The organism is Undibacterium sp. Ji50W, from assembly GCF_049340445.1.
Classification (GTDB): Bacteria; Pseudomonadota; Gammaproteobacteria; order Burkholderiales; family Burkholderiaceae_D; genus Undibacterium.
Map to the genome: position 1 here is coordinate 130,412 of NZ_JBMPOX010000009.1, position 22,607 is coordinate 153,018.

A 22,607-nucleotide genomic window follows, 5' to 3' on the forward strand; every position below is an offset into this window, starting at 1 on the left:
GTTGAAAACAGGCAAAAAAGCAATCCAGGCGGGTTGCTCGCGGTGAGGTGAACGACAGCGCCTGAAAATCTGTCGGCAAAATAGAAAGGACACATTGTGTTTAATAAAATTACGAAAACCTTCCAATACGGTCAGCACCAGGTCACACTGGAAACCGGTGAAATCGCCCGCCAGGCTTCTGGCGCGGTCCTGGTATCCATAGAAGATACCGTCGTACTGGCAACCGTTGTTGCAAAGAAGGATGCCAAGCCAGGTCAGGATTTCTTTCCTCTGACCGTGGATTACATGGAAAAAACTTACGCTGCTGGCCGTATTCCCGGCGGTTTCTTCAAGCGTGAAGGTCGTCCATCTGAAAAAGAAACACTGACTTCCCGTTTGATCGACAGGCCTATCCGCCCTCTGTTCCCAGAAGGCTATCTGAACGAAGTTCAGGTCATCATTCATGTATTGTCCGTCAATCCGGAAATCGATCCTGATATCGCTGCGATGATCGGCGCTTCTGCTGCGATTTCCGTTGCTGGCATCCCATTCAGTGGCCCGGTTGGTGCAGCACGTGTTGGTTATATCGATGGTCAATATGTATTGAACCCGACTGCAACGCAACTGAAACAATCCAAACTGGATCTGGTTGTTGCCGGTACTGAGCAAGCCGTGTTGATGGTGGAATCTGAAGCGCAGCAATTGTCTGAAGAAATCATGCTGGGCGCGGTAGTTTATGGCCACACGCAAATGAAAGCGGTGATCGATGCAATCCATGAACTGGTACGTGACGGCGGTAAGCCTGAAGTGCAATGGGCACCTGCTGCAAAAAATGAGCCACTGATTGCTGCTGTAACTGCAGTCGCAGAACCCTTGTTGCGCGCTGCTTATCAAACCAAAGAAAAACAGGCACGTACTGAGCAACTGAAGGCGGCAACGTCCACAGTCGCTGCCGCACTGGCTGAACAAGCTGCTGCCAAAGGCGAAGCTGCTCCTGATTCTTCCGAAGTGGGTAATATCCTGTTTGATCTGGAAGCGAAAATCGTTCGTTCCCAAATCCTCGAAGGCGAACCACGTATCGATGGTCGTGATACACGCACAGTGCGTCCTATCACCATTCGTACCGGTGTTCTGCCACGTACGCATGGCACCGCCCTGTTCACACGTGGTGAAACTCAGGCTTTGGTGATTGCTACACTGGGTACCGCCCGTGACGAGCAAAAAATTGATGCGCTGATGGGTGAATACTCTGATCGCTTCATGCTGCATTACAATATGCCTCCGTTCGCAACTGGCGAAACAGGCCGTGTTGGCACACCTAAGCGTCGTGAAATCGGCCATGGCCGTTTGGCTAAACGCGCATTGCAGGCTGCCTTGCCTGATCCGGAAGATTTCAGCTATTCCGTACGCCTGGTGTCCGAAATTACTGAATCCAATGGTTCTTCTTCCATGGCCTCCGTCTGCGGCGGTTGCCTGGCTTTGATGGATGCTGGCGTGCCGATGAAGGCACACGTGGCCGGTATCGCCATGGGCCTGATCAAGGATGGCAACAAGTTTGCCGTCCTGACCGACATCCTGGGTGATGAAGATCATCTGGGTGACATGGACTTTAAAGTAGCTGGTACTGCAGAAGGCATTACTGCCCTGCAAATGGATATCAAAATCCAGGGTATCACCAAAGAAATCATGCAAGTCGCTCTGGCGCAAGCCAAAGAAGGCCGTATCCATATTCTGGGTAAAATGCAAGAAGCCGTACCTGTCGGTAAAACCGAATTGTCTGACTTTGCGCCACGTCTGATCACAGTCAAGATCAACCCTGAAAAAATCCGTGATGTTATCGGTAAGGGTGGTGCAGTGATCCGTGCATTGACGGAAGAAACTGGTACGCAAATCGATATCAGCGATGAAGGTGTGGTCACTATCGCTTCTGTGGATGCAGCAGCTGGCCAGGAAGCCAAACGTCGCATCGAAGAACTGACTGCAGAAGTTGAAGTTGGCAAGGTCTACGAAGGTACAGTATTGAAGTTGCTGGACTTCGGCGCGATTGTCCAAATCATGCCAGGCAAAGACGGTTTGCTGCACATCAGCCAGATCGCCAATGAGCGCGTGAATGCGGTTGCTGACTACCTCAAAGAAGGTCAGCAAGTGCGCGTCAAAGTGCTGGAAACAGATGACCGTGGTCGCTTTAAGCTGTCCATGAAGGCGGCATTGTCTGAGTCTGAAGCACAAGGTCAGCCACAGCAGCAATAACAGCGGCAGGTAGTGAGGTAGATGATCAGTAGATAATCAGGCCGTCACTTGCCTTGCACCGCCAGGCTGGAAAAATGAAGAAACGCCCGTGCTTTGTACGGGCGTTTTTTTATTCGCTTACAATTCAAATCCCATCGTCCACTTTATTGATGAGTCCCCATGAAAACTGAAATGCGCGCCATAGAAATCACCCAGTACGGCAAGCCGGAAGTGTTGCAGATGGCTACCCGGCCCGTGCCTGTACCCGGCAAGGGTGAATTGCTGATACGGGTCAGTGCCGCCGGTGTGAACCGGCCTGATGTCTTGCAGCGTCTGGGCTTTTACCCGGTCCCTCCAGGAGCGTCGGATTTGCCGGGGCTAGAAGTGGCGGGAGAGGTGGTTGCCGGTGATGTCGAGGGTAGCGCGTTTCAGGTTGGAGATCAGGTTTGTGCCCTGGTGCAGGGCGGTGGCTATGCCGAATACTGTGTGGCACCGGCAGGACAATGCCTGAAGCTGCCGCAGGGCCTGTCTTTGCTGGAAGCGGCATCTTTGCCTGAAACTTATTTCACGGTCTGGAGTAATGTATTCCAGCGCGCCCATTTATCGCCGGGTGAAAGTTTTCTGGTGCAGGGCGGTACCTCGGGTATCGGTGTGGCCGCGATTCAAATTGCAAAGGCATTGGGGCATCGTGTATTTGCCACTGCCGGTTCGGACGACAAGTGTCGTGCGACAGAAAAGCTGGGTGCGGAACGCGGTATCAACTACAAGACTGAGAAATTTGTCGATGTCGTCAAGGAATTGACGGCTGGCAAAGGCGTTGACGTTATTCTGGACATGGTGGCGGGCAGTTATGTGCCGCAAGAGATCAATTGCCTTGCCGATGATGGTCGCCTGGCCATTATTGCCTTGCTGGGTGGTTCTACTGCAGAACTGGATCTGGCCCAGGTATTGCGCCGCCGCCTGACCGTGACTGGTTCTACCTTGCGCCCACGCTCGGTGGCTTTCAAAAAGGCGATTGCGACTGAATTGCAGGAACGTGTCTGGCCGCTGCTGAGTTCCCGGGCGATCGTGCCTGTGATTCATCATGTCTTCCCCCTGGCGCAGGCCGCGCAGGCGCATGCCATGATGGAAGAGGGTGCGCATATAGGAAAAATCATGCTGTCTATGGATGCAGGTTAAGAACCTGTTTACGATCTTACTGCGCGAGCGCAATCGGAGTCCACGCGGGGTTCATGTGCTGCTCAAAATGCTCATGGTCTTAAGTACATTCCGCTTTTTGCGCTGCGTTTTTGTTACCCTTACCCCGCTGACGCTCGCTCGCTACAGATCGTAAACACGTTCTACGACCTTAAAGTTTGGCTGATATGGCCAAAAAGATAGCTTATCTGCACTAAAAGCCTTCATTGAAGCGCCCTCTGGTGCAGTTTTTGTAGTCATAAAGTCATAAACCTGAGTACGCTGGTTTGACCCTGATAGCGCTGAGGGCTACAATAGACGGTTATTTATATTTTGGCTTACTATGCGACGCACCTTAATAGCCGGTAACTGGAAGATGAATGGTGGTTTTTCTGCTAACCGTTCGTTGTTGTCTGAAATAAAGGCGGGTTTGCCTGCATCATTAAATTGTGATGTCCTGGTATGCCCACCAGCACCGTATCTGGCGCAATGTGCTGAATTATTGACAGGTACTGCAGTCATGTGGGGCGCACAAGATGTGTCCGTGCATGCGCAGGGTGCTTATACCGGCGAGATATCGGCAGCCATGCTGGCGGATTGCGGTAGCAGGTATGTGATAGTCGGGCATTCCGAGCGCCGTGCCTATCATGCTGAAAGCGATGAGCTGGTGGCGCAAAAGGCATTGCGCTTGCAGAAATCAGGTCTGTTGCCTATTGTTTGTGTTGGTGAAACGCTGGAGCAGCGTGAAAACGGCCAGACCAATCAGGTGGTGGCTGCGCAGTTGAATGCGGTCCTTGATGTGCTCGACGATATGACGGCAATGGTGGTCGCGTATGAGCCGGTATGGGCAATTGGCACCGGCAAGACGGCAACGCCGCAAATGGCGCAGGATGTGCATCAGTTCCTGCGTCAGCAAATGGCAGCCAGAAATGCTGAGGCTGCAAGCAAGGTACAGATTTTGTACGGTGGCAGCATGAAACCGGAAAATGCCGCAGAATTGCTGGCAATGTCCGATATTGATGGTGGCCTGATAGGTGGTGCAGCATTGAAATCGCAGGATTTCCTGTCGATTATTGCAGCGACCTGAGTGGTTTGGATTAATTTGTTGGATGCTTAATTTTTTTTGGATGTCTTGAATGCAAACTTTATTTACGTTGGTTGTGGTTGTTCAGGTATTGTCAGCTTTGGCAATTATTGGCCTGGTTTTGTTGCAGCACGGTAAAGGTGCTGATATGGGGGCCTCTTTTGGTTCTGGCGCATCGGGCAGCCTGTTCGGTGCAACCGGCTCTTCCAACTTCCTGTCCAAGGCCACAGGCGTGGCTGCTGCGATCTTTTTTGCAGCGACTTTGGGCCTGGCTGTTTCTAGTGGCAATCGCAAGCCTGCCATTGGTGTTATGGAAGGTGTAACAGCTGTTAAGCCGGCCGCGCCAGCAAGTTCTGCAGGTGCGGCTTCTGGTCCGGTTATCACTGCCGTGCCTGCATCCTCTGCAGCTACTGGTCAGGCAAACCAGATTCCAAAATAATTTGATTTTCCCAGCAAAAAACATTGGATTGCTGCAATTGTGCGTTGAACAATGAGGCTAGACATAGTAGAATGCTGGGCTTAGGCCGACGTGGTGAAATTGGTAGACACGCTATCTTGAGGGGGTAGTGGCGAAAGCTGTACGAGTTCGAGTCTCGTCGTCGGCACCAATAAAAATAGAGTCAGTTTTCTTTGCTGACTTGGTCGAGGAAGCAGTTGTTTCTTGCTTGTCAATATCAATAAATGACTTGCTTCAATCTGGCGTTCAATTACAGGTAGCCTAACGTGAACCTCGAAAATTATTTCCCAGTTCTTCTCTTTATTCTGGTTGGTATCGCCGTTGGTGTGGTGCCGCAAATTCTGGGACGTGTTCTTGCCCCATATAAACCGGATTCACAAAAAAATTCTGCTTACGAATGCGGTTTTGAGGCGTTCGAAGATGCGCGCATGAAGTTTGATGTGCGTTACTACCTGGTAGCAATTCTGTTCATTTTGTTTGATCTGGAAACGGCATTCTTCTTCCCATGGGGCGTGGCGATGCGTGACCTGGGTTGGGCAGGTTTTCTGATTATGCTCGGCTTTGTGCTGGAGTTTGGCGTTGGATTTTGGTACATCTGGAAAAAAGGCGCTCTGGATTGGGAGTGATGGATTATGTCAATTGAAGGTGTATTGAACGAAGGCTTTGTTACGACAACAGCCGATAAGCTGATCAACTGGACGCGTACCGGTTCCATGTGGCCCATGACCTTTGGTCTGGCCTGCTGCGCAGTAGAGATGATGCACGCTGGTGCTTCGCGCTATGATCTGGACCGCTTCGGGGTCGTGTTTCGCCCATCGCCGCGTCAGTCTGACGTGATGATCGTTGCCGGTACGCTGTGCAACAAGATGGCACCTGCGCTGCGCAAGGTGTATGACCAGATGGCCGAGCCACGCTGGGTTATTTCCATGGGTTCCTGTGCCAACGGCGGTGGTTATTATCACTATTCGTATTCCGTGGTGCGTGGTTGTGATCGTATTGTTCCTGTGGATGTGTATGTGCCAGGTTGCCCGCCGACGGCAGAGGCCCTGATATACGGCATCATACAGTTGCAAAACAAGATCAAACGTACCAATACCATTGCGCGTTAATTGCGTCGTCGCCGGGGCAACATTAAATTATGACTACCAAACTGGAAAACCTTGAGGCGGCGGTAAAAACTGTCCTGGGTGAACGCATTCTGGAATTAAAAAATGCGTTGGGTGAAATCACTATCGTGGTTTCTGCAGCAGCTTACCTGGATGCCATGCGTACGTTGCGCGATCATCCGGATACCCACTTCGAAGAATTGATTGATCTGTGTGGTGTTGATTATTCCACCTATGGCGATGGCTTGTGGGAAGGCGCGCGTTATGCCGCCGTGTCACATTTGCTGTCCATTAAAAACAACTGGCGTCTGCGCGTGCGTGTCTTTGCGCCGGATGATGAAATGCCGGTCGTGCCTTCCCTGATTGATATCTGGAATGCTGCCAACTGGTATGAGCGTGAAGCGTTCGACTTGTTTGGTATCTTGTTTGATGGTCACAATGACTTGCGCCGCATTCTGACTGACTATGGTTTTATCGGACATCCTTTCCGTAAAGACTTTCCAGTTTCCGGCTATGTTGAAATGCGCTATGACGCAGATCAAAAGCGCGTCGTTTACCAGCCTGTCACGATAGAACCACGCGAAAATGTGCCGCGTATCATTCGTGAAGAACATTACGGGATGAAATAATGGCTGAGATTAAGAATTACACCCTGAACTTCGGTCCTCAGCATCCTGCTGCGCATGGTGTGTTGCGCCTGGTGCTTGAGCTCGATGGTGAAGTCATACAGCGTGCCGATCCGCATATCGGACTGTTGCATCGTGCGACTGAAAAACTGGCAGAACAAAAAACCTTCCTGCAATCCGTGCCTTACATGGATCGCCTGGACTATGTATCGATGATGGCCAATGAACATGCATATGTCATGGCGATTGAAAAGATGCTGGGCCTGGAAGTGCCTTTGCGTGCTCAGTACATTCGCGTCATGTTTGACGAAATCACGCGCTTGCTGAACCACTTGCTGTGGATAGGCGCGCATGCGCTGGACGTGGGGGCGATGGCGGTATTCCTGTACGCTTTCCGCGAACGTGAAGACCTGATGGATTGCTATGAAGCAGTCTCGGGTGCACGTTTGCATGCTGCTTACTATCGTCCAGGTGGCGTGTATCGTGATTTGCCAGAGCAAATGCCGCAATTCACGACTTCGGCTTTGAAGAATGAAAAGGCGATGCGCTTGCTGAATGAAAACCGCCAGGGTTCCCTGCTGGATTTCATTGAAGACTTCACCAACCGTTTTCCGAAATACGTCGATGAATACGAAACACTGCTGACCGACAACCGTATCTGGAAACAACGTCTGGTCGGTATCGGTGTCGTGTCGCCTGAGCGTGCCAAAGCCATGGGCTTTACCGGCCCTATGTTGCGTGGTTCCGGCATTGAATGGGATTTGCGCAAGAAGCAGCCGTATGAAGTGTATGACTTGCTGGACTTTGATATTCCAGTCGGTGTGAATGGCGACAGCTATGACCGTTATCTGGTACGCGTGGAAGAAATGCGCCAGTCCAATCGCATCATCAAACAATGTGTGGAATGGCTGAGAAACAACCAGGGTCCGGTGATTACTGATAACCACAAGGTGGCGCCACCACATCGTGTGAACATGAAGTCGAATATGGAAGAACTCATCCATCACTTCAAACTGTTCACAGAAGGTTTCCATGTTCCTGCTGGCGAAGCGTATGCCGCAGTCGAGCATCCTAAAGGTGAGTTTGGTATTTACTTGATGTCCGATGGTGCTAACAAGCCGTATCGTCTGAAAATCCGTGCGCCAGGTTTCGCGCATTTGCAGGGTTTGGATGAAATGGCAAAAGGTCACATGATTGCTGATGCGGTAACGATCATCGGTACTCAGGATATTGTGTTTGGTGAGATTGACAGATAAAGCGGCGTCCTGAGGGCGTCGAATCGAGGCATTAGCTATGGTGTTATCAGAGCAGGCATTTAAAAAAATTGATCGTGAACTGGCAAAGTTCCCGGCTGACCAGCGCCAGTCCGCTGTGATGGCCGCATTGGCTATCGCCCAGGATGAAACTGGCTGGGTATCTCCGGAAGTCATGCAGACCCTGGCTGATTACATCGGCATGCCTGCGGTAGCAGTGCAGGAAGTCGCGACTTTCTACAACATGTACAACACCAAACCGGTGGGCAAGTTCAAGATTTCGGTCTGTACCAATCTGCCTTGCGCCCTGTCAGGTGGCGAACGTGCAGCACATCACCTGAAGCAAAAGCTCGGTATTGATTACAAGGAAACCACGGCAGACGGCCAATTCACGCTGGTTGAAGGTGAATGTATGGGTGCCTGTGGTGATGCGCCTGTGATGATCGTCAATAACAAACGCATGTGCAGTTTCATGTCGAATGACAAAATTGACGGTCTGGTCAATGAATTGAAAGAGGCAGGTAAATAATGACGAGTCTGCACAATCGCCATATTAAGCCTTTGATACTGGCTGGCCTGGATGGCAAGAACTGGCATCTGCAAGATTACGTAGCACGTGGTGGCTATGAATCACTGAAACGTATCCTGAATGAAAAAATCCCGCCTGAGCAAGTGATCGCCGAGTTGAAGGCATCTTCATTGCGTGGTCGTGGCGGTGCGGGTTTTCCTACTGGTTTGAAGTGGAGCTTCATGCCGCGTCAGTTCCCAGGTCAAAAATACCTGGTCTGTAATACTGACGAAGGCGAACCTGGTACATTCAAAGACCGTGACATCATCCGTTATAACCCGCATGCCCTGATCGAAGGCATGGCCATAGGCGCTTACGCCATGGGCATCACAGTTGGTTATAACTATATCCACGGCGAAATTTTTGCTGATTACGACCGTTTCGAAGAAGCGCTGGAAGAGGCGCGTGCGGCCAATATGCTGGGCGACAAAATTGCCGGTTCCGATTTCAATTTCCAGTTGCATGCTTTCCACGGCTACGGCGCGTACATTTGCGGCGAAGAAACGGCCTTGCTGGAATCGCTGGAAGGGAAGAAAGGGCAGCCACGCTTCAAGCCACCTTTCCCGGCCAGCTTTGGTTTGTATGGCAAGCCAACCACGATCAATAACACAGAAACTTTTGCAGCCGTGCCGTTTGTGTTTGCCATGGGTGGTGAAAAATATGCAGCACTGGGCAAGCCAAATAACGGCGGCACCAAGATTTTCTCCATGTCGGGCGACGTAGCCAAACCAGGCAATTATGAAGTGCCGCTGGGTACGCCATTTGCGACATTGCTGGAACTGGCTGGTGGCATGCGCGACGGTAAAAAGATCAAGGCAGTTATCCCTGGTGGTTCTTCCATGCCAGTATTGACCGGCGATGTGATGATGGCTACCGATATGGATTATGACGCCATCGCCAAGGCGGGCTCCATGCTGGGTTCTGGTGCGGTGATCGTCATGGATGAAACGCGCTGCATGGTGAAATCATTGTTGCGCCTGTCTTACTTTTATTTTGAAGAATCTTGCGGTCAGTGCACGCCTTGCCGTGAAGGTACGGGCTGGTTGTATCGCATGGTGCACAGGATAGAACATGGCCAGGGTCGTGCGGATGATCTGGATATGCTGAACTCCATCGCTGACAATATTCAGGGCAAGACAATTTGCGCCCTGGGTGATGCAGCGGCGATGCCGGTACGCGCCATGATCAAGAATTTCCGCGAAGAATTTGAATATCACATCGAGCATAAGCATTGCTTGGTGCCCACTTACATGTAAGCCAGCTTCGGTTAGCACACTTAGAGTAGACCATGGTTGAAATCGAAATAGACGGCAAAAAAGTCGAAGTCCAAGAGGGCAGTATGGTGATGGACGCTGCCAATAAGCTTGGCACCTACATCCCGCACTTTTGCTATCACAAAAAATTATCTATTGCGGCCAACTGCCGCATGTGTCTGGTCGAGGTTGAAAAAGCACCGAAACCTTTGCCTGCCTGCGCCACGCCAGTGACCGCCGGCATGATCGTGCGTTCTTCCAGCGACAAGGCAGTAAAAGCACAAAAAGCGGTGATGGAATTTTTGCTCATCAATCACCCGCTGGATTGTCCTATCTGCGATCAGGGCGGCGAATGCCAGTTGCAGGATCTGGCTGTCGGTTACGGTGGCACGGCATCCCGTTACGAAGAAGAAAAACGCGTCGTATTCCACAAGGATGTCGGTCCGCTGGTATCCATGGAAGAAATGAGCCGTTGCATACACTGCACACGTTGCGTACGTTTCGGTCAGGAAATCGCTGGCGTCATGGAACTGGGCATGCTCAACCGTGGCGAACATTCCGAAATCACTTCCTTCGTCGGCAAAACGGTTGATTCCGAATTGTCTGGCAACATGATCGATCTGTGCCCGGTTGGTGCGTTGACATCCAAGCCTTTCCGTTATTCTGCCCGTACCTGGGAATTGTCCCGCCGTAAATCGGTAAGTGCCCATGATGGCCTGGGTTCCAACCTGATCGTGCAGGTCAAGAACAACAAGGTCATGCGCGTGGTCCCGCTGGAAAACGAAGAAATCAATGAATGCTGGATTTCTGACAAAGACCGCTTCTCTTACGAAGCGCTGAACAGCACAGAACGCCTGACCAAGCCGATGATCAAGCAGGGCGGTGAATGGCAGGAAACTGACTGGCAGACAGCTCTCGAATATGTTGCCCATGGCCTGCGTAACGTCAAGCATGAACATGGTGCTGATGCCATTGCTGCGGTTGCTGCACCCAGTGCAACACTGGAAGAACTGACCCTGTTGCAACGTGTCGTTCGTGGCCTGGGTTCTGATAATGTCGATTTCCGCCTGCGTCAGTCTGACTTCGCTTTGAATTCTGCCATCAAACCTTGGCTGGGTACCAGTATCGCCAAGTTTGCTCAGTTGAAAAATGTCTTCGTGATTGGTTCTTTCCTGCGTAAAGACCATCCTTTGCTGGCCGCCCGCTTGCGTCAATCGGTAAAAATGGGTGCCAAGCTGAGTATCCTGCATGCAACCGATGATGAATTGCTCATCAAGCTGGCCAACAATGCAGTCGTGGCACCATCGCTGTGGGCCGCTTTCCTGGCTGAAGTTGCGGTAGCCGTAGCAACGAAAAAAGAAATCGCCAAACCAGCCGGCCTGGAAGCAGTGCAGGCATCTGCCAAAGCAGAAGCGATTGCGGCCAGCCTGTTGGCTGGCAAAGCAGGTGTGTTCCTCGGTAACACCGCGTCTTACCATCCAGAAGCATCGCAATTGCATGCGCTGGCACAATGGATAGCTGAAAATGCAGGTAGCGAATTTGGTTACCTGACAGAAGCAGCGAATACTGTTGGTGGTTATCTGGCAAATGCCATACCGGCCAATAATGCCAAACCAGTTTTCACGCAAGCCAAAAAAGCCTACATCGTGTTGCACGCCGAGCCTTTGCTCGACAGCGCGTATCCGGTGCAAGCCAAGGCTGCACTGGATCAGGCTGACATGGTGGTCGTCATGTCGCCATTCAAGCATGGCGCAGAATATGCAGACGTCTTGCTGCCGGTTTCTCCATTCACTGAAACTGCAGGTACCTTCGTCAGTTGCGAAGGCCGTGCCCAAAGTTTCCAAGGCGTGGTCAAGCCTCTGGGTGACACCCGTCCAGCATGGAAAGTCTTGCGCGTAATGGGTAATTTGCTGGGTCTGGAAAACTTTGATTTTGAAACGGCAGAAGCAGTGCGCGATACCGTGTTGACGCAAGCTGACCTGACGGTGCAACTGAATAACCTGGCCAAAATCGCCCCGGCTGTTTCTGCTAATGCCAGTTCTGGTCTGGAACGTATTGCCGATGTCGGCATTTACAGCACAGACGCTATCGTACGTCGTGCAGAATCCCTGCAACTGACCGCCGATGCGCGTGCGCCACAAGCCTGGATCAGCCAGGCCGAAGCAGGCAAGTTGGGTATTGCCGAAGGTGACATGGTAAGACTGAGCAAAACAGGTTCTACCCTGATCCCTGTGGGAATAGATAAATCCCTGCCTGACAATGTGGTCAGGATTGCAGCAGGCCACAGCCTGACAACCAATCTGGACGGCATGTTCGGTGCCATCAAACTGGAGCGTGCATAATGAATTTGCTGCTCTCTATTCATGAGCTAGGTCAGCACTACCTCGGCGCTTTATGGCTGCCGCTGTGGACCTTGGTCAAGATTGTCTGCATCACCTTGCCTGTCATGGGCTGCGTGGCTTACCTGACCTTGTGGGAACGCAAGATGATAGGCTGGATGCATATTCGTCTTGGCCCGAATCGCGTTGGCCCTGCCGGCTTGCTGCAGCCTATCGCGGATGCGCTAAAGCTGCTGCTGAAAGAAATCATCATCCCGGCCAAGGCAAATAAAATCTTGTTCGTGCTGGCACCTATCATGACCATCATGCCTGCGCTGGCAGCCTGGTCGGTGATTCCTTTCGGCCCTGAAACAGTGTTGGCGAATGTAAATGCCGGTCTGTTGCTCATCATGGCGATCACTTCGATGGAAGTGTACGGCATCATCATCGCCGGTTGGGCATCCAATTCCAAGTATGCTTTCCTCGGTGCCATGCGTGCATCGGCACAGATGGTGTCGTATGAAATCGCCATGGGCTTTGTGCTGGTCATCGTATTGATGGTATCAGGCAGTTTGAACATGACGGACATCGTCAATGCGCAAACCCAGGGCTTTGCTGCCCGCCATGGTTTCAACCTATTCTCGTGGAACTGGTTGCCGCTGCTGCCCATGTTTGTGGTGTATGTGATTTCCGGTATTGCTGAAACCAACCGTCATCCGTTCGACGTGGTGGAAGGCGAATCCGAGATTGTTGCGGGTCACATGGTTGAATATTCGGGTATGTCCTTCGCCATGTTCTTCCTGGCCGAATATGCCAACATGATTTTGATTTCTGCCATGGCATCCCTGATGTTCCTGGGCGGCTGGTCTGCACCGTTTAGCTTCCTGGATTTCGTCCCCGGCTGGATTTGGCTGGGCATCAAGACCTTCTTTGTGGTTTCCCTGTTCATCTGGGCACGTGCTTCTTTCCCGCGCTATCGCTATGACCAGATCATGCGTCTGGGCTGGAAAGTGTTTATCCCGCTGACCCTGGTGTATCTGGTGATCGTCGCAGCATGGATGCAAACTCCATGGAATATTTGGAAGTAAGAGGCTAAAAAAATGGAAGCAATCAAGGATTTTTTTGGCAGCCTGATGCTGCGCGAACTGATCAAGGGCCTGGCCCTGACAGGCCGCTATATGTTTGCCCGCAAGATCACGGTGCAATTCCCGGAAGAAAAGACACCGCAGTCGCCACGTTTCCGTGGTTTGCATGCCTTACGCCGTTACCCGAACGGGGAAGAGCGCTGCATCGCCTGTAAATTGTGTGAAGCAGTATGTCCAGCCATGGCGATCACGATCGAATCTGAGCAGCGTGCGGACGGCAGTCGTCGTACTACCCGTTATGACATCGACCTGACCAAGTGCATTTTCTGTGGTTTCTGTGAAGAGTCCTGTCCGGTCGATTCCATCGTGGAAACCCATGTACTGGAATACCACGGTGAAAAACGCGGCGACCTGTATTTCACCAAAGAGATGCTGCTGGCTGTAGGTGATCGTTACGAGACACAAATTGCAGCAGCGCGAAGCGCTGATGCTACATACCGCTAACTGGACCTGGTTCGATATGGAATTTACTACCGTTTTATTTTATGTTTTCTCAGCGATCATGATAGTCGCTGCGATCCAGGTTATTTCTGCACGCAATCCTGTGCATGCTGCCTTGTTTCTGGTCTTGACCTTCTTCAATGCCGCGGGCATCTGGATGCTGCTGAAGGCCGAGTTCCTGGCGATTGTACTGGTGCTGGTCTATGTCGGCGCGGTGATGGTGCTGTTCCTGTTTGTCGTGATGATGCTGGACATCAATCTCGACAAGCTCAGGGAAGGTTTCTGGAGTCATTTCCCGCTGGCGGCAGCCGTTGGCGGCATTATCGTGCTGGAAATGGCGGCGGTACTGTGGCGCGGCTTTTTGCGTCCAGACAATCATGTGCCGGCAGCCGCAGACAAAATTGGTAATACCAAGGCCTTGGGTATAGAGATTTTCACGCATTACCAGTTTGCTTTTGAAGTGGCAGCAGCGATCTTGTTGCTGGCCATCGTGGCAGCGGTTGCCTTGACTTTGCGTCGCCGCAAGGACAGCAAGTACTTTGATCCGGCTGCTGCGGTGAAAGTGAAAGCCAAGGACCGTATCCGCATCGTCAGCATGAAGGCTGAATCCGAACGCGCTGAGAATAATGCAACTGCTGCGGCAGCTACTGTGAATCCGGAGGCTTAAATGGCTTTGACTTTGAGTTTGACGCATTACCTGATATTGGGCGCAATCCTGTTTGCGATTTCCATCGTCGGTATCTTCCTCAATCGTAAAAACATCATTGTGTTGTTGATGGCGATCGAGTTGATGTTGTTGGCAGTGAATATTAATTTCATCGCTTTTTCTCATTATTTGGGTGATGCCGCTGGTCAGGTATTCGTCTTCTTCATATTGACCGTGGCCGCCGCTGAATCTGCGATTGGTCTGGCAATACTGGTTGTGTTGTTCCGTAATCTGGACACGATCAATGTCGAAGATCTGGATGCATTAAAAGGTTAACAAGGATAATGCTGCGGACTGAGGTATGGCGACAGTCCGGCATACGCTGGCGATTTAAGAAAAGTAATAAGCTAACAAAGGGTCATCATGGCGGGGCAACTTAACCCACAATTATTATTGGCAGTACCTCTGGCGCCTCTGGCAGGGTCTGCTATCGCAGGTTTGCTAGGAACGAAGTTTTTTGGCAATGTGGTAGGACGAAAAGTATCGCATACAGCGACCATACTGGGCGTGCTGATTGCCTTCGTCATTTCTTGCATGACTTTGTCTGCCGTGATGGATGGCGCAAGCTATAACGCTACCCTGTATCAATGGATGAATGTTGGCGGCCTGAAGCTGGAAGTCGGCTTCATGGTCGATAGCCTGACCGCCATGATGATGTGCGTCGTGACCTTTGTGTCGCTGATGGTGCATATCTATACCATCGGTTATATGGCTGAAGACGAAGGTTACAACCGCTTCTTCTCGTACATTTCGCTGTTCACCTTCTCGATGCTGATGCTGGTCATGAGCAACAACTTCCTGCAATTGTTCTTTGGCTGGGAAGCGGTGGGTCTGGTGTCTTATCTGCTGATTGGTTTCTGGTATACCAAACCGACTGCCATCTACGCCAACATGAAAGCCTTCCTGGTTAACCGCGTTGGTGACTTTGGTTTCATCCTCGGCATAGGCTTGTTGGTGGCAAATGCCGGTTCCATGAACTATCTCGAAGTCTTCGCCAAAAAACAAGAATTGGCTACCATGCTGTTGCCACATACAGACTGGATGTTGATTACCGTTGCCTGTATCTGCCTGTTTATCGGCGCCATGGGTAAGTCGGCACAATTCCCCTTGCATGTCTGGTTGCCCGATTCGATGGAAGGCCCGACACCGATTTCTGCACTGATCCACGCGGCGACCATGGTAACGGCTGGTATCTTCATGGTGTCGCGCATGTCGCCACTGTTTGAACTGTCTGATACGGCCTTGTCCTTCATCTTGGTGATCGGTTCGATTACCGCCTTGTTCATGGGTTTCCTGGGGATTATCCAGAACGACATCAAGCGCGTGGTGGCCTATTCGACTCTGTCACAACTCGGTTACATGACGGTGGCTCTGGGCGCATCTGCGTACTCGGTGGCGGTGTTCCACTTGATGACGCATGCCTTCTTCAAAGCCTTGCTGTTCTTGGCTGCTGGTTCCGTGATTATCGGTATGCACCATGATCAGGACATCCGCAATATGGGTGGCCTGCGCAAATACATGCCGATTACCTGGATCACGTCCTTGCTGGGTTCGCTGGCGCTGATCGGTACACCGTTCTTTTCCGGTTTTTATTCCAAGGACAGCATTATTGAAGCCGTGCAGGCAAGTCATCTGCCAGGCGCAGGCTTTGCCCAGTTTGCCGTGCTGGCAGGCGTGTTTGTGACTGCTTTCTATTCTTTCCGCATGTACTTCCTGGTCTTTCACGGCAAGGAAAACTTTGGCCATGCGCACGATCATCATGATGATCACCATGCCAAAGATGCCCACGCTGCGCATGCAGATGACGCCCACGACGCCCACGGTGCGCACGACGACCATGATGCACATCACCATGGTCTGGCACCAGGGCAAAAACCGCATGAATCACCCATGGTGGTGTGGTTGCCACTGGTCTTGCTGGCAATTCCTTCCGTGCTCATTGGCTTCATTACCATCGAGCCTATGCTGTTTGGCAAATTCTTTGACAATGTCATTTTCGTCAATGAAGCCCACCATGCGATGGAAGAGCTCAGGCATGAATTCCATTCCCCATTTGCGATGGCCCTGCATGCACTGATGACGCCTCCGTTCTGGCTGGCACTGGCTGGTGTGGCGACTTCCTATGTGTTCTACATGGTCAAGCCTGCGATTCCTGCTGCGATCAAAGTCAAAGCCAGCGCCATTTATACGCTGCTGGACAACAAGTACTACATGGATCGTTTCAATGAGATCGTATTTGCTGGCGGCGCACGCGTGCTGGGTGGCGGTTTGTGGAATATCGGTGACAAGGGCCTGATTGATGGCCTGGTGGTGAACGGCAGCGCAAAACTGGTTGGCTGGTTCTCCAAAGTGATACGCCGGTTGCAAAGTGGTTATATCTATCACTACGCGTTTGTAATGATACTCGGCGTAATGGCATTCCTGGCTTACACAGTGCTGTTTCCCTTCGCTAAATAAGTGACCACGGCTATAAAAATATAATCATGATGCAGTCAACTTCTACTCTACTTAGCCTCGCGATCTGGTGTCCGATTGCGTTCGGCATTTTCGTCCTCGCTTTTGGTCGCGACAATAATCCTGGCCTGGTGCGCGGTGTGTCACTGATCGGTTCCATCGCCAGTTTCCTGGTCACGATTCCACTGATCAAGAATTTTGACAATGCCGCACACGGCATGCAGTTTGTCGAAAAATTTTCCTGGATAGAACGCTTCAACATCTTTTACTCGTTGGGTATAGATGGCATTTCCCTGTGGCTGATACCACTGACGGCATTTATCACCGTCATCGTGGTCATCGCTGCATGGGAAGTGGTTGAAAAGCAGGTTGCCCAGTACATGGGTGCTTTCCTGATACTGTCCGGTTTGATGATAGGTGTATTCTGCGCCACCGACGGTATGTTGTTCTATGTGTTCTTCGAAGCGACGCTGATTCCTATGTACATCATCGTCGGTGTCTGGGGTGGCCCGAATCGTGTGTATGCCGCCTTCAAGTTTTTCCTGTACACCTTGCTGGGCTCCTTGCTGACGCTGGTTGCCATCATTTACCTGTACCTGAAAGCCGGTCATTCTTTCGACATTCTGGTATGGCATAAACTGCCCTTGCCACTGACGACACAGATCATGATTTTCTGCGCCTTCCTGATGGCGTTTGCGGTCAAGGTGCCGATGTGGCCAGTGCATACCTGGTTGCCAGACGCCCACGTGGAAGCACCTACTGGTGGTTCCGTGGTACTGGCGGCGATCATGCTGAAACTGGGTGCTTACGGTTTCTTGCGTTTCTCTTTACCTATCGCGCCGGATGCCAGTCATTACATGGCTGGTTTCATTATTACTTTGTCGCTGATCGCCGTTATATACATCGGCCTGGTGGCGCTGGTACAAAAGGATATGAAAAAGCTGGTGGCGTATTCTTCGATTGCGCACATGGGCTTTGTGACGCTCGGCTTCTTCATGTTCAATGACATGTCGGTGCAGGGTGCTATCGTACAGATGATTTCCCATGGCTTTATCTCCGGCGCGATGTTCCTGTGTATCGGCGTACTGTATGACCGTGTACATTCCCGCGAAATCGCTGATTACGGTGGCGTGGTCAACACCATGCCAAAGTTTGCTGCCCTGTTCGTTCTGTTCTCCATGGCGAACTGCGGCTTGCCGGCGACGTCCGGTTTCGTTGGCGAATTCATGGTGATTCTGGGCGCGGTCCAGTTCAATTTCTGGATAGGCATGCTGGCAGCAACAGCTTTGATTTTTGGCGCAGCGTATTCGTTGTGGATGGTAAAACGTGTGATTTTCGGCAATATCACGAATGAACACGTAGCGCACCTGACAGATATCAACAAGCGTGAATTTTTCATGCTGGGTGTGTTGGCCATTGCGGTACTGGTGATGGGTTTGTACCCGGCCCCATTTACAGATGCAATGCAGGTCTCGGTGACTGATCTGTTGAAACATGTGGCAGTGTCAAAAGTGATGCCTTGATAGAGGATATGGATGCGCGAGCCACGTACTGAGAGCAGATCTCATGTGGCGGCAGATCAATGCTTGTAAAAATGAATAATATGAACCTGATACCACTTTATCCTGAAATCTTTTTGCTATTGGCGATTTGCGTCATATTGCTGATAGATATGTTTCTGGCAGACAGCAAGCGCAACGTCACGTATGTGCTGAGCCTGCTGAGCCTGGCCGTGTGTGGTGCCTTGACTGCGGCCAATTCTGATACGGTGATGTCAATCTACGTCAGCAACAACATGTTTGTTTCTGACCCCATGTCGAATATGCTGAAACTGCTATCTTACCTGGCAGTGGGCGTCACCCTGATTTATTCACGTCAGTACGTGAGTGATCGTGGCATGACCAATACCCAGCTGGGCGGTGAGTACTATGTATTGGCGCTGTTTGCCTTGCTGGGGCAGATGGTGATGATTTCCGGTAACAATTTCCTCGTCATTTACCTGGGCGTGGAATTGATGTCGCTGTCGCTGTATGCGCTGGTTGCCTTGCGTCGTAACCACACGGTATCGACTGAAGCCGCGATGAAGTATTTCATCCTGGGTGCGCTGGCATCGGGTTTCATGCTGTATGGTATTTCCATGCTGTACGGTGCGACCGGCTCTCTGCAATTGAGTGAAGTGGTCAAAGTAGCAGCAACAGCGACAGCCAACAAAACCATACTGGTGTTTGGCATTGTGTTCCTGGTTGCTGGCCTGGCGTTCAAACTGGGCGTGGTTCCTTTCCATATGTGGGTACCTGACGTGTATCAAGGTGCACCGACAGCCGTCACCCTGTTGTTGGGTGGCGCACCTAAGCTGGCAGCATTTGCCATCACTTTCCGTTTGCTGGTAGAAGGGCTGTTCCCGCTGGCGGTCGATTGGCAACAGATGCTGGTGGTGCTGGCAGTGTTGTCGATGGCCGTGGGTAACCTGACCGCTATCGCCCAGACCAATCTGAAACGTATGTTGGCGTATTCCACCATTTCACAAATGGGTTTCATGCTGCTGGGTATGTTGTCTGGCGTCGCCAATGGCAATGCTGATCTGGCGGTTGATGCCTACAGTGCTTCCATGTTCTACAGCATTACCTATGTGCTGACGACCTTGGGTACCTTCGGCGTCATCATGCTGCTGGCACGTACCGGCTTTGAAGCAGAAAATCTGGAAGACCTGAAGGGCCTGAACAAGCGCAACCCATGGTTTGCATTTGTCATGCTGCTGTTGATGTTCTCGCTGGCAGGTATCCCGCCTATGATGGGCTTTTACGCCAAACTGTCCGTATTGCAGGCAGTATTGTCTACAGGTCAGTTGTGGCTGGCAATTGTTGCCGTGCTGTTCTCGCTGATCGGTACTTTCTATTATCTGCGTGTCGTCAAACTCATGTATTTTGACGAACCTGTGGATCATAGTCCTATCGTTGCCAGCACCGACATGCGCGTCATACTGAGCATCAATGGCCTGGCGGTATTGGTCATGGGTCTGTTGCCCGGTTCCCTGATGATGGCCTGTGCAAACGCCATTTCTAACACGCTTAAATATTAATAGTGGGTAATTCTGCCTCAGTCTGGCTGGTGATCGTATTGGCGGTGTTGGCTGCCAATACGCCATTTGTGAATGAACGCTGTTTTGCGGTGATCAGCCTCAAATGGTTTGCCGATGCCAAGCCTTTATGGGTGCGCCTGCTTGAACTGATCGTCCTGTATTTTTGTCTTGGCTTGATTGCCCATGCATTGGAAGCCGGGGCAGGTAATCCTTTCCCGCAGGGCTGGGAATTCTATGCTGTCAATGCCTGCCTGTTCCTGGTGCTGGCTTTCCCTGGTTTTGTGTATCGTTACCTGAAACGCAAACATGGCTGAAAAAGTCACCAGCAAGCTGGATTTGCAAGAAACACGGCTCAGCACAGAGCTGGTGTATGCAGGCAGTTTTCTCAAGGTCGACAAAGATGTGGTGTCGCTGCCTGATGGTCAGACCGCCACCAGAGAATATATACGCCACCCGGGTGCAGTAGTCGTGATTCCCTTGTTTGATGATGGCAGGATCTTGTTGGAGAAGCAGTTTCGCTATCCGCTGGACCGCATTTTCATCGAATTCCCCGCTGGCAAGATTGATCCCGGTGAAGACCCCCTGGTCTGCGCCCAACGTGAACTGCGTGAAGAAACCGGCTATACCGCGACAGACTGGTCTTTCGTCTGCACCATACACAATGCCATCGCGTATTCTGATGAGCATCTGGACATCTACCTGGCCAAAGGCCTGACGGCAGGCAAGGCAGCACTGGATGAAGAAGAATTCCTGGAAGTATTCACCGCCACCTTGCCAGAGATGCTGGACTGGATCAAATCCGGCCACATCACCGACGTAAAAACCGTCATAGGTACTTTCTGGCTAGAGAAAATCCTGGCTGGTAAGTGGTGATTGCAGATCAGAGCCGCAAAAAATATTGAAAACAAAAAAGCCGCTGATCAGCGGCTTTTTGCATTATGGAAGATGTGAAGTTTCAATTCATATTACGACAGGAGGTGCTGAGTAAGCGTAGCGAGCGGCCTTAATTTTAGTTAAGAAGCGCAATCGTACTTTAGTACGATGACGAATTTGAAAAAAACAGCAGGCTAAAAATAAGGTCGCGCAGTAGCTTAATCAGCGCCTCATGTTACATGTTTGGATAATTTGGCCCACCCCCACCTTCAGGCGTCACCCACACGATATTTTGGGTCGGGTCCTTGATATCGCAGGTCTTGCAATGCACGCAGTTTTGCGCATTGATTTGCAGGCGATCTGCGCCTTCTTCGGTTTTCACGAATTCATATACGCCGGCCGGGCAATAGCGTGATTCCGGACCAGCAAATTTCACCAGGTTGATGGCTACCGGCACATCGGCATTTTTCAATGTCAGATGGATGGGTTGGTCTTCGGCATGATTGGTATTCGAAATGAACACCGATGACAGGCGGTCAAAGGTCAGCTTGCCATCCGGCTTGGGATAAACAATAGGTGTAAATTCCGAAGCAGGGCGCAGGCATTCATGATCTGCCTTGCTGTGATGCAGAGTCCACGGTGCCTTGCCGCGCAACACCACCTGATCCAGCCACACCAGTGGTGAGCCATAAGTGCCGCGCTTCAGCAATGCTTTGACATTGCGTGCGGTGTACAGCTCTTCATGCAGCCAGGATTGTTCAAACGCCGTCGAATAGCTGCTCAGTTCATCGTGCTGGCGACTGGCTGACACCGCTTCAAAGGCAGCTGTTGCTGCCAGCATGCCCGTCTTGATTGCGGCATGGCTGCCCTTGATACGGCTCATGTTCAGGAAACCGGCATCACAACCGATCAATGCGCCACCCGGGAACACCAGTTTAGGCAGGGATTGCAAGCCACCGGCAGTAATCGCCCGTGCACCATAAGAAATACGCTTGCCACCTTCAAAGAAACCACGAATCGCTGGATGGGTCTTGAAGCGCTGGAATTCTTCGTAGGGTGACAGGTAAGGGTTTTCATACGCGAGGCCGACAACATAACCCACGGCCACCAGATTGTCTTCCAGATGATACAGGAAAGAGCCGCTGTACTGATCCATCAAAGGCCAGCCCGTCGTATGCACGACCAGGCCTGCTTGATGTTGCTTGGGATCGATTTCCCACAATTCCTTGATGCCTATGCCATAGGATTGCGGGTCTTTGCCCTTGTTCAAGTCATATTTGGCGATGACCTGCTTGCCCAGGTGGCCACGTGCGCCTTCCGCAAACAGGGTGTATTTCGCGTGCAATTCCATCCCCAGCTGGAAAGAGGAAGTAGGTTGGCCGTGACGGTCTACGCCCATATTGCCGGTGGCCACGCCTTTGACCGAACCATCATCGTTATACAAAACTTCTGCAGCGGCAAAACCAGGAAACACTTCCACACCCAGTGCTTCGGCCTGCTGAGCCAGCCAGCGCGTCACATTGGCCAGCGAGACGATGTAGTTGCCGTGATTTTCGAAACAGGCTGGCAGCATCCAGTTTGGCGTGCGGTAAGCTTTGCTATCTGTCAGAACCAGGACGCGGTCTTCGGTGACTTCGGTATTCAGGGGCGCGCCCATTTCCTTCCAGTTGGGAAAGAGTTCGGTCAGTGCCTTGGGGTCCATGACGGCACCAGAAAGGATATGCGCGCCAGGTTCGCCGCCTTTTTCCAGTACGCAGACTGAGACCTCGGTGCCTTTTTCTGCCGCCAGTTGCTTCAGTTTGATGGCCGCCGACAAACCAGCCGGGCCACCACCGACGACGACCACATCATATTCCATTG

The 22,607-nt window shown here is 51.5% G+C and carries 21 protein-coding genes and 1 tRNA gene; 21 read left to right on the forward strand and 1 reads right to left on the reverse strand.

Annotated features, from left to right (window positions below; genetic code table 11):
• The first annotated feature begins 96 nt into the window (after positions 1–96).
• From pnp to ACO0K9_RS15035, 21 genes are all read left to right on the forward strand, one after another.
• A complete protein-coding gene (pnp, locus tag ACO0K9_RS14935; protein ID WP_422986224.1) occupies positions 97–2,229 on the forward strand; it encodes a polyribonucleotide nucleotidyltransferase in 2,133 nt (710 codons plus the stop codon).
• 171 nt (positions 2,230–2,400) lie between these two features.
• Positions 2,401–3,387, forward strand: coding sequence for an NAD(P)H-quinone oxidoreductase (locus ACO0K9_RS14940; RefSeq protein ID WP_422986343.1), 987 nt, complete (start codon positions 2,401–2,403; stop codon positions 3,385–3,387).
• Positions 3,388–3,727: 340 nt separating this feature from the next.
• On the forward strand, positions 3,728–4,471 hold the full coding sequence (tpiA, locus tag ACO0K9_RS14945; protein WP_422986226.1) for a triose-phosphate isomerase: 744 nt from the start codon (positions 3,728–3,730) through the stop codon (positions 4,469–4,471).
• A 49-nt stretch (positions 4,472–4,520) separates the two neighbouring features.
• Complete coding sequence (secG, locus tag ACO0K9_RS14950; RefSeq protein WP_422986228.1) at positions 4,521–4,907, forward strand: preprotein translocase subunit SecG; 387 nt, start codon at positions 4,521–4,523, stop codon at positions 4,905–4,907.
• A gap of 84 nt (positions 4,908–4,991) precedes the next feature.
• Positions 4,992–5,076: transfer RNA gene (locus tag ACO0K9_RS14955), tRNA-Leu, on the forward strand.
• A gap of 115 nt (positions 5,077–5,191) precedes the next feature.
• On the forward strand, positions 5,192–5,551 hold the full coding sequence (locus ACO0K9_RS14960; RefSeq protein ID WP_162059352.1) for an NADH-quinone oxidoreductase subunit A: 360 nt from the start codon (positions 5,192–5,194) through the stop codon (positions 5,549–5,551).
• A gap of 6 nt (positions 5,552–5,557) precedes the next feature.
• On the forward strand, positions 5,558–6,034 hold the full coding sequence (locus ACO0K9_RS14965) for a NuoB/complex I 20 kDa subunit family protein (protein WP_422986230.1): 477 nt from the start codon (positions 5,558–5,560) through the stop codon (positions 6,032–6,034).
• A gap of 29 nt (positions 6,035–6,063) precedes the next feature.
• A complete protein-coding gene (locus tag ACO0K9_RS14970) occupies positions 6,064–6,660 on the forward strand; it encodes an NADH-quinone oxidoreductase subunit C (RefSeq protein ID WP_422986232.1) in 597 nt (198 codons plus the stop codon).
• Positions 6,660–7,913: an NADH-quinone oxidoreductase subunit D gene (locus tag ACO0K9_RS14975; RefSeq protein WP_422986234.1), complete on the forward strand. Its 1,254-nt coding sequence runs from the start codon at positions 6,660–6,662 to the stop codon at positions 7,911–7,913. Before ACO0K9_RS14970 ends, ACO0K9_RS14975 begins: the two co-directional genes overlap by 1 nt.
• A 37-nt stretch (positions 7,914–7,950) precedes the next feature.
• On the forward strand, positions 7,951–8,439 hold the full coding sequence (nuoE, locus tag ACO0K9_RS14980) for an NADH-quinone oxidoreductase subunit NuoE (protein WP_422986236.1): 489 nt from the start codon (positions 7,951–7,953) through the stop codon (positions 8,437–8,439).
• Complete coding sequence (nuoF, locus tag ACO0K9_RS14985; RefSeq protein WP_422986238.1) at positions 8,439–9,734, forward strand: NADH-quinone oxidoreductase subunit NuoF; 1,296 nt, start codon at positions 8,439–8,441, stop codon at positions 9,732–9,734. Before nuoE ends, nuoF begins: the two co-directional genes overlap by 1 nt.
• 32 nt (positions 9,735–9,766) lie before the next feature.
• Positions 9,767–12,073, forward strand: a complete 2,307-nt coding sequence (nuoG, locus tag ACO0K9_RS14990) for an NADH-quinone oxidoreductase subunit NuoG (protein ID WP_422986240.1) — start codon at positions 9,767–9,769, stop codon at positions 12,071–12,073.
• Positions 12,073–13,137, forward strand: a complete 1,065-nt coding sequence (nuoH, locus tag ACO0K9_RS14995) for an NADH-quinone oxidoreductase subunit NuoH (RefSeq protein ID WP_422986242.1) — start codon at positions 12,073–12,075, stop codon at positions 13,135–13,137. Before nuoG ends, nuoH begins: the two co-directional genes overlap by 1 nt.
• A gap of 12 nt (positions 13,138–13,149) precedes the next feature.
• Entirely contained in the window at positions 13,150–13,638 is a 489-nt protein-coding gene (gene nuoI / locus ACO0K9_RS15000) for an NADH-quinone oxidoreductase subunit NuoI (protein WP_422986244.1), read from the forward strand.
• 16 nt (positions 13,639–13,654) lie between these two features.
• Positions 13,655–14,302: an NADH-quinone oxidoreductase subunit J gene (locus ACO0K9_RS15005; protein WP_422986345.1), complete on the forward strand. Its 648-nt coding sequence runs from the start codon at positions 13,655–13,657 to the stop codon at positions 14,300–14,302.
• On the forward strand, positions 14,303–14,617 hold the full coding sequence (gene nuoK / locus ACO0K9_RS15010) for an NADH-quinone oxidoreductase subunit NuoK (RefSeq protein ID WP_162041807.1): 315 nt from the start codon (positions 14,303–14,305) through the stop codon (positions 14,615–14,617).
• A gap of 87 nt (positions 14,618–14,704) precedes the next feature.
• Positions 14,705–16,798, forward strand: a complete 2,094-nt coding sequence (gene nuoL, locus ACO0K9_RS15015) for an NADH-quinone oxidoreductase subunit L (RefSeq protein WP_422986246.1) — start codon at positions 14,705–14,707, stop codon at positions 16,796–16,798.
• Between the two features lie 26 nt (positions 16,799–16,824).
• Positions 16,825–18,318 carry an NADH-quinone oxidoreductase subunit M gene (locus ACO0K9_RS15020; protein WP_422986248.1) on the forward strand — a complete coding sequence of 498 codons (1,494 nt, stop codon included), beginning with the start codon at positions 16,825–16,827 and terminating at the stop codon, positions 18,316–18,318.
• A 71-nt stretch (positions 18,319–18,389) separates the two neighbouring features.
• The gene (nuoN, locus tag ACO0K9_RS15025) at positions 18,390–19,874 is read left to right on the forward strand and encodes an NADH-quinone oxidoreductase subunit NuoN (protein WP_422986250.1); all 1,485 of its coding nucleotides are present in this window, start codon (positions 18,390–18,392) and stop codon (positions 19,872–19,874) included.
• A 2-nt stretch (positions 19,875–19,876) separates the two neighbouring features.
• Positions 19,877–20,188: a DUF2818 family protein gene (locus ACO0K9_RS15030; protein ID WP_422986252.1), complete on the forward strand. Its 312-nt coding sequence runs from the start codon at positions 19,877–19,879 to the stop codon at positions 20,186–20,188.
• On the forward strand, positions 20,181–20,747 hold the full coding sequence (locus ACO0K9_RS15035; RefSeq protein WP_422986254.1) for an NUDIX domain-containing protein: 567 nt from the start codon (positions 20,181–20,183) through the stop codon (positions 20,745–20,747). Before ACO0K9_RS15030 ends, ACO0K9_RS15035 begins: the two co-directional genes overlap by 8 nt.
• A 235-nt stretch (positions 20,748–20,982) precedes the next feature.
• Here the strand turns inward: ACO0K9_RS15035 and ACO0K9_RS15040 are convergent, their stop codons facing one another.
• Positions 20,983–22,605 (reverse strand): electron transfer flavoprotein-ubiquinone oxidoreductase, encoded by a 1,623-nt coding sequence (locus ACO0K9_RS15040; RefSeq protein ID WP_422986347.1) that lies wholly within the window; start codon positions 22,603–22,605, stop codon positions 20,983–20,985.
• Positions 22,606–22,607: the final 2 nt, after the last annotated feature.

Bases quoted from the DNA above. Each gene is read 5' to 3' on its own strand.
- ACO0K9_RS14940 (WP_422986343.1), top strand. From the start codon at position 2,401: ATGCGCGCCATAGAAATCACCCAGTACGGCAAGCCGGAAGTGTTGCAG.
- tpiA (WP_422986226.1), top strand. From the start codon at position 3,728: ATGCGACGCACCTTAATAGCCGGTAACTGGAAGATGAATGGTGGTTTT.
- secG (WP_422986228.1), top strand. From the start codon at position 4,521: ATGCAAACTTTATTTACGTTGGTTGTGGTTGTTCAGGTATTGTCAGCT.
- ACO0K9_RS14965 (WP_422986230.1), top strand. From the start codon at position 5,558: ATGTCAATTGAAGGTGTATTGAACGAAGGCTTTGTTACGACAACAGCC.
- ACO0K9_RS14970 (WP_422986232.1), top strand. From the start codon at position 6,064: ATGACTACCAAACTGGAAAACCTTGAGGCGGCGGTAAAAACTGTCCTG.
- ACO0K9_RS14975 (WP_422986234.1), top strand. From the start codon at position 6,660: ATGGCTGAGATTAAGAATTACACCCTGAACTTCGGTCCTCAGCATCCT.
- nuoE (WP_422986236.1), top strand. From the start codon at position 7,951: ATGGTGTTATCAGAGCAGGCATTTAAAAAAATTGATCGTGAACTGGCA.
- nuoF (WP_422986238.1), top strand. From the start codon at position 8,439: ATGACGAGTCTGCACAATCGCCATATTAAGCCTTTGATACTGGCTGGC.
- nuoG (WP_422986240.1), top strand. From the start codon at position 9,767: ATGGTTGAAATCGAAATAGACGGCAAAAAAGTCGAAGTCCAAGAGGGC.
- nuoH (WP_422986242.1), top strand. From the start codon at position 12,073: ATGAATTTGCTGCTCTCTATTCATGAGCTAGGTCAGCACTACCTCGGC.
- nuoI (WP_422986244.1), top strand. From the start codon at position 13,150: ATGGAAGCAATCAAGGATTTTTTTGGCAGCCTGATGCTGCGCGAACTG.
- ACO0K9_RS15005 (WP_422986345.1), top strand. From the start codon at position 13,655: ATGGAATTTACTACCGTTTTATTTTATGTTTTCTCAGCGATCATGATA.
- nuoK (WP_162041807.1), top strand. From the start codon at position 14,303: ATGGCTTTGACTTTGAGTTTGACGCATTACCTGATATTGGGCGCAATC.
- nuoL (WP_422986246.1), top strand. From the start codon at position 14,705: ATGGCGGGGCAACTTAACCCACAATTATTATTGGCAGTACCTCTGGCG.
- ACO0K9_RS15020 (WP_422986248.1), top strand. From the start codon at position 16,825: ATGATGCAGTCAACTTCTACTCTACTTAGCCTCGCGATCTGGTGTCCG.
- nuoN (WP_422986250.1), top strand. From the start codon at position 18,390: ATGAATAATATGAACCTGATACCACTTTATCCTGAAATCTTTTTGCTA.
- ACO0K9_RS15035 (WP_422986254.1), top strand. From the start codon at position 20,181: ATGGCTGAAAAAGTCACCAGCAAGCTGGATTTGCAAGAAACACGGCTC.
- ACO0K9_RS15040 (WP_422986347.1), bottom strand. From the start codon at position 22,605: ATGGAATATGATGTGGTCGTCGTCGGTGGTGGCCCGGCTGGTTTGTCG.